Below are 13455 nucleotides of genomic sequence, written 5' to 3'. Positions count from 1 at the left end.
AGCGCCTTGAGCGGGGTGATCTTTCCCGCTTTAGGCGCTCTCGTTATCGGCTGGAGTAACCTGGCAGCGGCGCGTACCGGCTCTTAGGTGGCGTTTTTGGTCACCTTAGAGCCGGTAGCGTGAGCCCTTGCTTTATTCAAGAAAAAAGCATGCCCGAATGAATCTGATATCCTCAACCCTTCTCACTTATAAACCCTGCTTTCGAATTCTCATTAACGATATCCAGTACATAACTTCTGACTTCCCCCATGGCCATCTCCGATTCGAGCTCACCGTCTGGATTATTCACAGTAAAGTCCGCATAAGCTGCCATGTCTTGATCTTGTTGCTCCAGCAACACATATTGATTACCGATAATGTCTTCTGTTGCGCGAACTCGTTTCCAAAGTGTGCGTGGATCAGTTACTCTCACGTAAATCACGATTACATTATCAGGAAACTGTTCTTTGAATTTTTTTGCACCCTCCAGATCCAGATCAATGATCGGAAACCTTCCGTGAGATAATGCTACTTCATAATTATATATCGGGGCAGCTACACGTTCGCCATGTTTCAGTATGCCTTCAGCAAACAAGCGCCCTTCTTTGATATCACGTTCATAGCGTTCAGGTGAGACAAAATGGAACGGATTACGCTCTGATTCTCCCGATCTCATCCGCCGTGTTGTGAATGATGGAATCTTGACCAAACTGGCAATGCCAGTTGTAGGATCAGTCAATGATTTCAGTATCGTTCTCCTTCCCGCCCCTTTCGCACCGATTAAAGCAATAATTTTCCCACGCATAAAATATCCCCCTTTGTTAGATGAAAAAGCAGAATAAAAGAGGTTTCTGAAGAAGGATTGCTTCATCAGAAATTCAACCGTATTAACCAATCTATGTATCATTCACGGACGGAAGAAAATGCTCTTAGGCTGAGAAACTGCCGCAATGATTCAGCGTATTAATGGATTTACCTCTACAATTATAGTATACGTATGATATGAACACTTGATTCCAACCTCCCAGATCATAGAAATAAATAGGGACATCCAGGATGTCCCCCTATAATTTAATTGGTACATTGATCGAATATTTCAAAGCTTGTGCTCTTTATGAGCTCATGCTCAGAACGAACAGCGTCATCTTAAAGGCCAATGTCCTGAAGGTGCTGGAATAGTTCATCGGGACTCAGATTAAGCGGCTCAAGACGGTCGTTCAGATCATCAATGTACCATAGGGTTGGTAGGATTGTTTTTAGAAATAAACGAACAAGGAGCTGATAAAACACCTGGCTGGAGCGGCCCGCCTCGACTGCACGAAACCTTACTTGAGGTGACGAGTACAATCGCCTCTTTCTTTTTTATAACATTATCAAATGTTTGCGATTATTGAGGGCTATTGATTGAATCCCTTATTTTAAAAACCCATGATTATAGCGATGAAGGGAATAGGATAGTTACGTCGAAACAAGAAATGTAAATATACATAGGAGAGGACAATCACGGTGAAAAAACAATTTCCTGGATATTACAAACTAACTGAAGATGAACAAACATATTTATGGGAGAACTGTGCCTTTGTACTTGATGCTAATGCCCTTCTTAATCTTTTTAGGTATCCAAAAGAATCAAGGGACGCAATGTTAGAAATACTTGAAAGTATAAAGGAAAGGATTTGGATTCCACATCAAGTAGCATTAGAGTACCATGTAAACTTAGAAACAGTGTTATATGAACAAAAAGATCAATACGAGAAACTGGAAAAAGAATGTGTAAGTGAACTTCAAAAGCTTATTTCAAAGTTAAAAAATTTAAAACACTCAAATATTAACACGAATATTATGGTGGAGTCATTGGAACAAAGTAGTGATCTAATAAAAAAAGAGTTATCTACCCAAAGGGAAGAACAACCTGATCTACTTACTATAAAAGATAAAATTAATGACCTGATAGGGGATAATATTGGACCAGAATTTACACAAGATGAACTTAATGAAATTTTTTCCGAAGGTAATGAGAGGTACGAAAATAATGTTCCACCCGGATATGCGGATAGTAAGAAAAACAAACTCTATTTTCATAAAGGTTTACAGTATCAAGCAGCCTATGGCGATCTGATTTTTTGGAAACAGATATTAAATTATGCTACAAATCAAGATGTGAAATCAATTGTTTTAATCAGTGATGATCGAAAAGAAGATTGGATTTTAGTAGTGAATGGTGAGAAAAAGGGAATTCATCCCTATCTAATAAATGAATTTAATAATGTGAGTGGAGGAAAGTTATTTAATTCGTATAATTCAGTACAGTTTATAGGTCAGGCAGAGAAGTTTTTAGGGTTTAAGAGTAGTGCTACTGTAAGTGAGATTATTAAGGAAATTGAAACAGTTTACCGAAAAGAGGATTTGAATAAGCAGATGAATACGCTGCTTTTGAATGAGGCCCTGAACAGGAATAAAAAACAAGATAGACTGCTGGAAATAATTGAAGGGAGAGCAAAAAGGATTAAAAGTAACGAAAACCAAAAGGGCCAGTATATCTTCTACAAACTCTTTTTTGACGTGAGTGATGAATTTATTAAATCCGAAGAGAAGGAAGCCCTATTTCCCATTTTGATACGGAAGATTCTTAAAGATATATTTCACGAATCAGAGGTAGTTGATCTTGAGTATACTGGAGAAATGCTTATGGTGGTGTTCAGCCTTCCTTATAAATTAAATACATTGCAAGAACTAAAAGAAGTGAAAGATACCATTAGTGATGACCTGGGAATGTACTATGTTGAAGATATAATAAATCTATTAAAAATATCGATCCTAGCATAATAACAAAGTAGCTTTCAAATATTCCGAGTTCTCTGCCATTCATTGAATGGCTTTTTTTGTTGAGGAAGTACAGCAGGAAAAGATGGGCCCTTCCTGGGACGGAGATAGGGTGCGGGTAATTTGAACAAACTGATCCTATGTAATTTATTTGTAGCGCTCCTTTGTTTACTTACGCGACAAACGTGACAAGGAGCGCCTGCAACACCATGCTCTATGAAATAATAAGAACCAGGGCCGGACGGATAGCCCGGACTCGGTTCTTATCTTCACTTAAGTCTGCACATTCCTACAGGGAATATGGTATTGCATTGGGTAGAGCATTTGATTTTATGAGAAGCTGCGGAGCATATCTTTTCCTTCAAACCTCAGCGTTCCCTCATGAACCAAATTGAATGTGGACTATTCTTTGACGCGTTCAACAGCAATAGATATTGATGCCTCGTGGTCCTCCGCTTTGAAAATATGTAAATCACTCTTCTGTTCGTATCTACGGTGTAATGTCTATAATATCTCATGCAAAATCTCCCCCTACTATTCTCCTATAAGTTACCATAGGAATGGATCAATTAGACAGCTTATTCAAATTGCTATTCGTTCCGTCCGGAATGGCCAATTATTTATAAAATACGGCGTGACAGTTCGTGCATTCGTATTTTACGACCGGCCGTGAATTCTCGGATTCATTCACGATCACTTCGGTTCGGCTCGGGATCGCAGCACGAGCCCCACAATCCGAACAGATTTTAGTTGCGAGTAATTTCTTCTCTTCTTCACTGACTTCAAAGATGGCCTCAAGTAAGTGCCAGTTATCGCAGTCATCGATGTCATTAAAGAAAACTTCTTCAAATTCAGGCCCCTGGATCGCATAGTTGTCATGTCCAACATGCAATTCCCGGGGTACCAGACTCTTCAAATGCTTCGAGTGTACAATATGGTTCCGATAGCGGAAGTTGATACTTTGCGGGAAACCGTCATTATCCCAAATCATTCGATTATCAGTAACGTTAATCTGAAACGTTTTTCCGGATTTATGTGTGCAAGAAACGACCACATCCTCATCCGGATCGAAAAATGCATTGATATCCCGTCTCACCCGAATCCGGGCTTTTTCCTGTTTTGGAGACAAGTATCCTTGCAGCTTACCAATGCGCATAATTTCTTCACTGAGCTTCAAACGCAATTCAAGTGAGGGCAAATTCTTTTGTGTACGCTGATCAATCTGCGCACACAAAAGTTTTACCTCCAATTCTTTAAAATGTGACCCTACCATAGAAACAAATTGATTCATCATAATGTGCTTATCTTCCTTTCAAATGAGATTGTGGTTGTTTGGCGAAATCACCAGTTAAAAGTGGGCAGTTCGGGAAAGATATCACCATCCCGATCGAGCTTCAGCCATTGCGCCCCCTTCGAACGGGCAAACAACACAACCTGCCGGAGACTGTCCGGCAACGTTTCCTCTTCGGGCAAAGGCTCATCTAAAATGCAGATAAAATATCCGTATTCGTATGCGTAATAGATCAATTGGTGAGTTTTATTGATCCACTCATTTTGAAGTTGATGATTCACATCTTCTGAAATATGGGCCGTGCTGACGGTAATGAAGGATTCCCTCATCGGGTCTCCAGTCGGCAGCATCTTGGGCCCATTCAGAAAAATGATCTCGGACCCGACATAATCTTCGCCCAGAATATCGAAACTGCTTTCCTTCGTGGTCCAACGCCTTCTTGCATAATCGTGATATTGGACCCCTGTCCATTCGTGGAAAGCATTCAGCACTTTGGGAATGGCGTCTTTTCCTTCAAATAGTTGTACATGGTCCAAAATCTCCTCAAACATGGCCACCAGCAAAACTTTTGTCATTTGTGATCTTCCCTTCGTTGTTTGGATGAATTGGGCAGCTCCTGCTCTGGAGATGCCCAGCTTTTCAAACCGCTTCTTGGTACACGCCGCGTTCTTTCCGGATCAAAAATCCTTCAGCTTCCAATTCCTGAAGCGTGCGCCGTACTGTAGCCGCCGGCGTATTCGTTTTTTGGAGCTTAATCGGGAAAAACTGTTCTATCCCTGCCAGCACAGTTGCCGGTGTAATTTGATTCAGTTTCCGGACCACATGTTTCACGGCCGTCTTCCAAGTCACATAGGCGTCCGCATCCACCAGCTCATATTGTCCGGTTCCCAGCACCCATAGCTTGCCGGCAGGCCGATAATCGGTTTTGAATAGTAAAAGGTGTTCTGTGACAACAGGAATGAAATGCCCCTGGTACTGCTTCCGGAAACTCTGCGCGTTATGCTGAACTTTGATGAAGTGCCGAACCGGCGCGCCCACCCAAGCCATCTCCCGTTGGATACTCCGGATGTATCCTTTGCCCTTAATCACCATGTCGCCCACGAGGACGGCCACATACCGGCTATGTGCAGCTGCCTTGATGTTGACGTGGCTGACAGCAGCAATAAATTGCTTCCAATTCATCCGGCTCATGTCCATGGACTGCATATGCTTTGGTAAATCCGCAGCGTAGTCGATCATGTTCCAGTAGGGATAATGCAGCATCGTCAGGTCGAATCCTGTATCGTGGAAGTCATCATTGACGACATCAAACCCGGTGTGAATATCTGCTCCCACATAAGGCAGCTTCAAATGCGCGCAAACATCGCGACTCGTTTTCCCTCCTTCCATGGGGTCATAGATGTAAGGCTCAGCAATACCTGCCCTTTTCAAGTGGGATACCAGTTTTCCAAGCACGGCCCCCGCGTAATTCCCTCGGTACTTGGCGTCACCAAAGGCCCCCCTCTCGGGTACCGAAATCAATGTGGTTAACTTCCCGAATCCATCATTCAAGCCTTTAATCATGCAGTTCACTCCTTCGATGTGTGCCGGCAAGGCACGCCTTAGATCGGGAACGTCCGGTGGAAGCAGCACTTTCGCATCCGGACTAGCCCTTTTGCCATCCGCATGGGATGAAACCCCGAAAGGGTATTTTTTTCCCTTTTGACGCGAAGCTTGGAAACAGGGACATAGGCGGGAGGTCAAGGGTCTCAGCCGTGTTTTTTTGGCATGTTTGAAGACAAAAAAAACGGCCCCTTGACTGGCCGACTGTGAGACTTGGGTCGGGGCGGAGTGAGGGGCGCAGCCGGAGGCTCGGTCCGCCCTGGCCCTAGCCGAACTGCCCCTGTTACCATGCGGAAGGCAAAAGTGGAAAAAATAAATAAATAAAAAGAACCGGTGCAACCCGGTTCTACCATTTATTCCTGAAAGCCCCTATATTCTTTTATCTTCGAAAAAGGTCCTAAATTTTATATTTTGAGTTCATTTTTTTGCGCTTTGACGAAATTTTTTATTAAAAAATAGTTATATATTCCTCAGTCAAATAAGACTATTTATAGAATGCACATAGTTCTTTAGGGTGTTTTTTACGCTCCGTGCCAGGTGTAAAGCGACTGACAGGAACGTAGAGCGCCTTGAGCGGGGTGGTTTTTTCCCGCTTTAGGCGCTCTCGTTATCGGCTGGAGTAACCTGGCAGCGGCGCGTAGAGGCTCTTGGGCGGCGTGTTTAGCCACCTTAGAGCCTCTAGCGTGAGCCCAAAGAAAAAAAACGTCCCTGAGAATTCAGGAACGTTCTTTTGTGTGGGGGGATTTTTAGTGACCGGTTCTAAGAATAAAGTGAGACGAGCTTAGAAATCAGAAGACCTATATGTATAGCAGTACTTACAGCTACGAACTTTAATGAAAGTTTCTTAGGCTTCTCATTGCTATAATAAACAAGACTTACGACGTTATCTCTAAGCATAGCTACATTGATTTTTAGATACTTTAAACCACTAACGAGAGCTCTTGCAGTTAAATCAAGCAATCTTATTTGATCAATACGGGATTTACGACAACTGCGGATGCTATGCTAGAAGTTTCATGCTCGAATCTGATTTCCAATTCCTGCACTCCCTTGACAGGAACAGAAGCCGTATTCACTGGAACGCCAGTTACGGCATTTCCGCTCCACAGCTCTTTGCCGTCTCCGTATACGGATATTTTAACAATGTTTCCTGTATAGATACCTAAATTTGCATAACCAAAATTAAGCGTCTTGTATTGTCCGTTTAGGTTATAGCTTTGAAATTCTAAAGGACTGCTTCTAAACAAGGTGGATTTAATTCCTTTAGTGTAACGCTCATTATTAATAGAAATACTTTCGTTTGTAGTAACATCTTCAGAAGATACTTTCAAAGGAGGCAAGTCAGTTAAAGACTTTTGTTCTCCAACTGAATCTGTATCTCCAATCAGTACCGATTTCGTTTTACCATCCCAAGCAACTTCCTTACTTACCATGTCCCCAACCATCTTCAAAGGAACATAAGTCGTTCCGCTGTACGAGAGCGAAGCTGGAACGACAGTTCCATTATTGTTGAACTTTCCGTTTAACGGAGTCTTATCTACACCATTTACAATAAACTTGATTGGATCTAAACTTACTTCGATCTTTGTTGTCGCTCCAAAGGCAATGCCACCGAAGAAAACTGCACCAAGCGTAAATCCGGTCACACCATACTTCAACTTTTTCGTTAAACTCATACTTACTCCTCATTTCTTTAATTTAGTATAGTCTTTATGAAATACTTTAACGTGCCTTTCTAGTATATTCGAACTAAATAATATTTACTATATAAGGAAAGAGAATTGCCTTCTGCCCTAAGTCTTTCACTAAATATAAAGTCCATAAATCCTTTACGATCTATACCTCCTCCTGTATGTCAGTTGTTCACGTAACCGACGAGTAAATCCGGAACTTGGATTCCAACTCGTCGAGGCGTTCAAAGATTGCCGGATCTTGATGGCTGACTTGGGCAAGGCCCCTGACATACTGAGCCCGGGTTCTAAGCTGGACCAACTCGATGCCCTCCAACAACACAAGAATGGCTTGTTTGTGATGACCGCTGACTTGATCTTTTCTTTTGGCCAAGCGTTTTTGCAGATTTAACAGGGACATATTAGGTACTTGGTTCAATTTTGATATGAGAGTACCAAGATCAAGAGAATGCGCTTCAGGGATAATGGAGCCATTGTGTAACTGGGCTTTTTCATTAAACAAGAATTCTTCCAGGCTTTTAGGATCCGGAAGGAGCATGACCTTCAAGGCGTGGCGAACGGATCTCCGCAGCCTCTTTTCCCCATATCGCATGTATACATATTTATGGCCAACCGATTCGACCTGAAAGAAGGATGTGCCATCATGCACCCGATCACCATAATAGATCGTTCCCTCTTCTCGCTCAAAAGTTTTACCTGCAGGCGGCAACATGCCTTCTGCAGCAACATACCTTTCACCGACCACAAGTAACTTCCTACTGTCATGTCGCTGAATTCCGTAGCTCTCCAGCAGGTTGTAAAAGGGCTCTAATTTAGAGCGATAGTGTTCGAATCGATGCGTATACCCGTATAAACGGTGTACGAGCTCCACTTCATAATCTGTATTGTACTTTTCTTTCTTTACTTCCAGGGCCGATGCAACCAATCGTCGAAGAACAACATCAACTTCCAGTAAATTTAAGAGCTTCTCATTCAGTTGTTCATCCTGGATGGCACGCTGTTCCTCTTCCCATCGGCGGCCGATCGTCTCCAAACGATTGTTAAACTCATATAGGTGCCCTTGCTGGCCAATCGAAGTGAATGGTTCGACGTAAGAATGGCCATTCATCACCTTTTGGGCTTCCGTTGCCCAGTTAATCTCCTCATCCGTTAAATAAGTAATGTACATCGGTTGAGATCGATTGTGTTTATTTTCGTGAATAATCTCGTTTACTTTAAGTCGTTGAACAGCAACCTGGGTAAGCTTGTTAAGCACTTCAGCTGCCGCAGCCTGATCCTGGTTTGCATAAAACGAATCCTCATCACGGTACGCATTGATCAGTCCTTCGATATATCGCAACAAGCCAATTACGGTTGTCTGTTCAGGTACATACCCCACCGCTGTTTTGATCCAGCTTTTTAACCGGCTTAAACCGATCCCTTCAACATAATGTACGTTATATACCATTTCTCCAGAGTATTTAACCTTTGGCAACACCTTCAGATTCGGCGTAAACCAAAGGGACAGGATATACTTCGGTTCGGCACCGGGAGTATGTATGGTACGGGTTAAATGGCCAGGACGCCAAGTCCCTTTCCGATCGTAATATACCGTGGTTTCAAGCTCTTTGTACCTATGTTCGTATGCGTTGGCGCTCATCATGTATGGATACTCCTTTTCCATTTTTTTAGTGAAGGTGGGTTGCTGCAGGTGCCGGCTGGAGCCGGCACCTGCAGCCGCGTTTTAAATTTCTATAAGAGCCATTACATACTAAAGGCCAGCTGCCCCTCTTCTTGTTCTGTGTATCGTTCCAACGACAAATGATTGCCGGATCCCGTGCAAAGTTCAGGTGTATTGGCTCGGACAAGCACCTCCGCAAATGGCGGCGGAACTGCATTTCCACATCTGGCTACCTGTGCCCGCTTCGAATATTTTTTTCCGTTGGCATCGACATCGATAATGTAATTTTTCGGAAACCCTTGTCCACCAAACAGCTCACGCGGTTCCAACATTCGCATCCGGATATCAACAATCTGGTAATCCTCACCATGGATGGTGATCAATCCAAAACGATCCTTGGTCGTCACCGTATGCAACGGCTGATCGATGGCTTGGCCATTCTCCGCATCTCCGTAATACTTTAGGAGAAACGCTCGTACTTCGCCAAAATGGGTTCCACCTGCCGTAATGGTTTGAATTGGTTTGTCCATGGACTGCCCCATATTGGTACCACGCATTTTTACGAGATGACTCGTAACCAGCAGGTGCTCTGCCTTCGTCGTAACCGTGGTGAGCGGATCTGTGGTCTTGTACTGTAATCGATCTCCACCGAACCCCGTTTGTCCAATGCGTGCAATGTATGGTGTCACCAGCCCCCAACCGTTTTTAGCTGTGATCGTCTTCAGTGGCTCTTGGATCGAATCACAGTAATGATGGTTACTTCCTGCAAAATTGACCCGTATGACGAATGGATCAATAACATACGGATCCGGATTATCAATGACGAATTTCTGTAACCCACGGAAAATACGTTTCATCGTGTTTTCCGCAAGTGGCTTCTCCCGGCCAAAGATGGATCGACAAGGGATAGACCAATCAATAATTTCAGCAGCTGTGCGCCATGGCAGACGTTTCCCCGCTCTCACCTCTAAAGAATCCGGCGCGCCATGTGTTGGTTCTGGCCAAACAATCGGTTTACCATCACAGCGGGCTATTAAAAATAGTCGCTTGCGGGTCGTTGGTGCCCCATAGTCGCAGGCTTTTAGCTCGCGCCACTCAACGTCATACCCTTTTTCACGAAATGAATGAACAAAATGCCTGAAGGTTTGTCCCTTCCGCTTAGGGTCCGGCATATAGACCCGTTGCTCAATCGGAACGATTTCTCCTTCAGCTGCAGAAACAATTAGATCCTTTCCTTTCTTTTTATCCGAAGGAATCCGCTTCAACATCCGCCCCAGTGAGTCTCGTTGTGGAATTACAGGTCCCCAGGTTTGAAACTCCTCCACGTTCTCGATCATAATAACCCGGGGCCGCACCGTATCTGCCCAACGCATGGCTACCCATGCCAGCCCGCGGATTTCCTTCTTAACGGGCGTCCCTCCCTTGGCTTTACTGAAGTGTTTGCAATCCGGACTGAACCATGCCAACCCAACGGGCCGTCCCCTGACCGCTTCGATCGGATTAACATCCCAAACGGATTCACAGTAATGCTCCGATTCTGGATGGTTGGCTTCATGCATGGCGATGGCTTCCAAGTCATGATTAATGGCAATTTCCGGACTGCGGCCAGTGGCCAACTCAATGCCCGTAGATGCTCCGCCGCCACCCGCGAAATTATCAACAATGATTTCTTGGGTTAACATTACTCTTCACCTTTGTTCATCGGATCTGTTTTGTACCGTTCAAATATGTATCTTCCTGTGCTGTTAGCGTCTGATCCGGATGTAAACCCGTTCTCCAGCCTTTGATATACTTGGTCCAATGCTAGAAGCAGATCCGCTTCAGACGCTCCCAAAATGTTGATGGTAAGGTTTTGCATTTGCATGTGTGGTTCCCCCTTCTGTGTTGCCCGGCCCCCAAGGGGGACGGGCCGCATTTTTTTTGCTATCCGTTCAACTTATCTCCAAAATGTTTTTTCCAGCGTTCCTGATTCCAGAAACGGCTCTCATCGTTTGTATAATCGGCCGTGAGCCAATTAGCCTCCCGAAGCTTTAGATCCGTGAAATTATCGATAGCATCGATATATCCCAGCGGCCAACCAATATCAGCGCCATGAATCTCGTAATCAAACTTTGGACCAGAAAACCGATCTTCAAATTCTTTGGCCCATAACACGATATTTTCGCTAATGACTTCGGTTGGAAGATCCAATTCGCATTTGGGCAGCACCCCAATGCTAATCAAAACCCCGACCGTCTGGCCGATTTCAGCTATATTCTGGTGAAGCAGCGCTTCACGTTGTTCTGTTGTCAATTGATCTTTTCCGAACATGTCATTTCCTCCAATTCCGGCAGCTGGCGAGCTGCCGGGCATTTTTATGCAGATTCTTTAAGCGATTTTTGATTTTGCCTCTATAGCCATGGCTGCTTCTATGTTGCTAATGAGTTGGGCAGCTGCTTTCTGAATAACGCCCCCCGCTTTTTCGATACGTTCGATGTCATCCCCATTCCAGCTGGCTACATACGGGAAACTGTACTGACTTGTGTCAAAGCCAAAGTAGGTTAATACTACGAATGCCGTTCCTTCAGCCTCTACTTCCCGTTCATTACTTGACTTGGCGCGTGCTTCTTTGTCCTCCAACCGATGGAGCATGGCATGGGCTATTTCATGAACCAATGTTTTGCATTTTTGATGAGCAGCCATCCCTTTTTTTATGGCAATGTCATCTTCAACCAAACGATAGTATCCTTTGGCTCCTCCCTTTATCGTTTCCTCGCGTACAGGAACCGGGCTAATCCCTTTCAGCAATTCATAAAAGTTCTTCAGCTCTTTGGTGTTTTGAGTCAGCTCCTCGATGCTTGGACTTGGTAAAGGCTCTCCCTTGGTGTCTGAAATATCGAATACAGAAGTTTGGTGATAACCGAGCTTTTTCTTCTTCTCGCCAGTTTCAGGATCTTCGACTTCCACGGTATGCGGTGCGATGATTTTGATGCTTTGCGCTCCCTTTACTACTTGTCGTCCCAGCGCCTTCCATGTGCCATAGGACGCTACCCGGGAAGCTGTCGGACGTTGGGACAAAATGAGCATTACATTATTGAACGAATATGTATGGAACTTGGCTTGAGTAAGAAGGATTTGTTTCCAGTCCTCCGATGAAGTAATCGCCTGAATCCCTTCTTTTAATTGTTCAAACAATGCCTTAACTTTTGGTTGTTTTTTCATGAATAGCACTCCTTTTGTATGGTGGACGCCGAAACGAAATTACCCGAGCTGGCCCTTTTGAGAGCCGCATGGGATCGGGTCCCGGAAGGGCGTTTTTTCGCCTTTTGACGCGGAGCTTGGAAACAGGGGTATAGGCGGTTGGTCAAGGGTTTCAGCACGAAACTTTTTTCGGCCATCGGCCGCTCTGGGAAAAAAGTTTTGGGCCCCTTGACTGGCCGACTGTGAGACTTGGCTTCCGGTGGAGTGAGAGGCGCAGCCGGAGGCTCGGTCCGCCGGAAGATTAGCCGAACTCTCCCTGTTACCATGCGGATGTCAAAAGCGAAAAAGAGTGTTAAACAAAAAAGAACCGGCCGCGGCCGGTTCTGTCCATGCTTCTATTCTATTAACGGGTTCGTGGTATTTTTTTCGTGAAGGTTCTGAAGGTTTTGCGCTCCGTGCCAGGTGTGAAGCGACAGGCAGGAACGTAGTGCGGTTTGAGCGGGATGATCCTCCCGCTTTAGCCGCACTCGTTATCGCGTGGAGTAACCTGGCAGCGGCGCGTACCGGCTCTTTGGCGGTGTTGTTTTCCGCTTTAGAGCCGGTAGCGTGAGCCCTTTAGGAAGGTTGGTACGCCGTTCCGAAGTATAACTTATCTTCGTGCTATTAAACTGACGTTTATACGTCACCCTCTCTTGGCGAAAATTTTTTTTGGACAATCTGCAAATCTTCCAATCCTTTTTATTTGCGGTATTGAGGCTCTTTATGACATACCGAAATTAAGTCTTATCTTATCGGCCTGTTTACAAACACTATATGTTGGGTTACATTTAGATAGAGAACCAAAATGTAGCAGGCAGCCGTGCCCCCTATGAAAGGGGGGATAGACATAGAAAAGCTTTTCTTCTTGGTTATCATTATTTTAAATACTGCTAAAATTGCTACGGATTTGCTGAATCGCTTATCAGCTTTCCTAGACTCTTGGGAACGCTTAGAAGCACAATTAATGCAATTGAGATCTCGACGCAAAAGAAAGAAACACAAAAAAAAGAAGCATTAACAGCTCCAACTGTAAATGCTCCTTTTTAGTGGTTTTCTGTTTTACTGCTAGGAGCTCCGCCTAAAGATTTCCTAGTAGAAAAAAAGGTGTCACGGCTGCTGCTACGGTTCTCCAAAACCGTAGCTTTTTTCTATGCGTAACGTTACGCATAACGTTAATGCAAGTATAGCAC

At 44.3% G+C, this 13455-nt stretch carries 11 protein-coding genes; 1 reads left to right on the top strand and 10 read right to left on the bottom strand.

The window, feature by feature from the left end:
• Positions 1-172: 172 nt before the first annotated feature.
• Positions 173-784 carry a nucleoside/nucleotide kinase family protein gene (locus tag RSX24_RS29260; protein ID WP_343262600.1) on the bottom strand — a complete coding sequence of 204 codons (612 nt, stop codon included), beginning with the start codon at positions 782-784 and terminating at the stop codon, positions 173-175.
• Positions 785-1485: 701 nt separating this feature from the next.
• On the opposite strand from RSX24_RS29260, the gene RSX24_RS29255 reads away from it, so the two are divergent.
• Complete coding sequence (locus RSX24_RS29255) at positions 1486-2805, top strand: PIN-like domain-containing protein (RefSeq protein ID WP_343262599.1); 1320 nt, start codon at positions 1486-1488, stop codon at positions 2803-2805.
• A gap of 613 nt (positions 2806-3418) precedes the next feature.
• Here RSX24_RS29255 and RSX24_RS29250 read toward each other — a convergent pair.
• The 9 genes from RSX24_RS29250 to RSX24_RS29210 form a co-directional block, all read right to left on the bottom strand.
• Entirely contained in the window at positions 3419-4096 is a 678-nt protein-coding gene (locus tag RSX24_RS29250) for a hypothetical protein (protein ID WP_343262598.1), read from the bottom strand.
• A gap of 47 nt (positions 4097-4143) precedes the next feature.
• Positions 4144-4668 carry a DUF5983 family protein gene (locus RSX24_RS29245; RefSeq protein ID WP_343262597.1) on the bottom strand — a complete coding sequence of 175 codons (525 nt, stop codon included), beginning with the start codon at positions 4666-4668 and terminating at the stop codon, positions 4144-4146.
• Between the two features lie 64 nt (positions 4669-4732).
• A complete protein-coding gene (locus RSX24_RS29240) occupies positions 4733-5656 on the bottom strand; it encodes a hypothetical protein (RefSeq protein ID WP_343262596.1) in 924 nt (307 codons plus the stop codon).
• A gap of 1001 nt (positions 5657-6657) precedes the next feature.
• Positions 6658-7371, bottom strand: coding sequence for an NPCBM/NEW2 domain-containing protein (locus RSX24_RS29235; RefSeq protein ID WP_343262595.1), 714 nt, complete (start codon positions 7369-7371; stop codon positions 6658-6660).
• A gap of 187 nt (positions 7372-7558) precedes the next feature.
• Complete coding sequence (locus RSX24_RS29230) at positions 7559-9028, bottom strand: hypothetical protein (RefSeq protein ID WP_343262594.1); 1470 nt, start codon at positions 9026-9028, stop codon at positions 7559-7561.
• A 101-nt stretch (positions 9029-9129) separates the two neighbouring features.
• Complete coding sequence (locus RSX24_RS29225; protein ID WP_343262593.1) at positions 9130-10728, bottom strand: DNA cytosine methyltransferase; 1599 nt, start codon at positions 10726-10728, stop codon at positions 9130-9132.
• Positions 10728-10910, bottom strand: a complete 183-nt coding sequence (locus RSX24_RS29220; RefSeq protein WP_343262592.1) for a hypothetical protein — start codon at positions 10908-10910, stop codon at positions 10728-10730. Before RSX24_RS29220 ends, RSX24_RS29225 begins: the two co-directional genes overlap by 1 nt.
• Positions 10911-10969: 59 nt before the next feature.
• Positions 10970-11356, bottom strand: a complete 387-nt coding sequence (locus tag RSX24_RS29215) for a hypothetical protein (RefSeq protein ID WP_343262591.1) — start codon at positions 11354-11356, stop codon at positions 10970-10972.
• A 57-nt stretch (positions 11357-11413) separates the two neighbouring features.
• A complete protein-coding gene (locus tag RSX24_RS29210) occupies positions 11414-12247 on the bottom strand; it encodes an ArdC-like ssDNA-binding domain-containing protein (RefSeq protein ID WP_343262590.1) in 834 nt (277 codons plus the stop codon).
• Positions 12248-13455: the final 1208 nt, after the last annotated feature.

It is taken from the genome of Paenibacillus hubeiensis, from assembly GCF_032334105.1.
Classification (GTDB): domain Bacteria; phylum Bacillota; class Bacilli; order Paenibacillales; family Paenibacillaceae; genus Paenibacillus; species Paenibacillus hubeiensis.
The sequence above is the reverse complement of the archived record's forward strand: the minus strand, read 5'-3'. Positions and strand labels throughout refer to the sequence as shown.

Excerpts from the sequence above, each read along its gene's own strand:
- RSX24_RS29245 (WP_343262597.1), bottom strand. The coding sequence starts at position 4,668 with ATGACAAAAGTTTTGCTGGTGGCCATGTTTGAGGAGATTTTGGACCAT.
- RSX24_RS29250 (WP_343262598.1), bottom strand. The coding sequence starts at position 4,096 with ATGATGAATCAATTTGTTTCTATGGTAGGGTCACATTTTAAAGAATTG.
- RSX24_RS29215 (WP_343262591.1), bottom strand. The coding sequence starts at position 11,356 with ATGTTCGGAAAAGATCAATTGACAACAGAACAACGTGAAGCGCTGCTT.
- RSX24_RS29230 (WP_343262594.1), bottom strand. The coding sequence starts at position 9,028 with ATGATGAGCGCCAACGCATACGAACATAGGTACAAAGAGCTTGAAACC.
- RSX24_RS29220 (WP_343262592.1), bottom strand. The coding sequence starts at position 10,910 with ATGCAAATGCAAAACCTTACCATCAACATTTTGGGAGCGTCTGAAGCG.
- RSX24_RS29225 (WP_343262593.1), bottom strand. The coding sequence starts at position 10,728 with ATGTTAACCCAAGAAATCATTGTTGATAATTTCGCGGGTGGCGGCGGA.
- RSX24_RS29235 (WP_343262595.1), bottom strand. The coding sequence starts at position 7,371 with ATGAGTTTAACGAAAAAGTTGAAGTATGGTGTGACCGGATTTACGCTT.
- RSX24_RS29210 (WP_343262590.1), bottom strand. The coding sequence starts at position 12,247 with ATGAAAAAACAACCAAAAGTTAAGGCATTGTTTGAACAATTAAAAGAA.
- RSX24_RS29260 (WP_343262600.1), bottom strand. The coding sequence starts at position 784 with ATGCGTGGGAAAATTATTGCTTTAATCGGTGCGAAAGGGGCGGGAAGG.
- RSX24_RS29240 (WP_343262596.1), bottom strand. The coding sequence starts at position 5,656 with ATGATTAAAGGCTTGAATGATGGATTCGGGAAGTTAACCACATTGATT.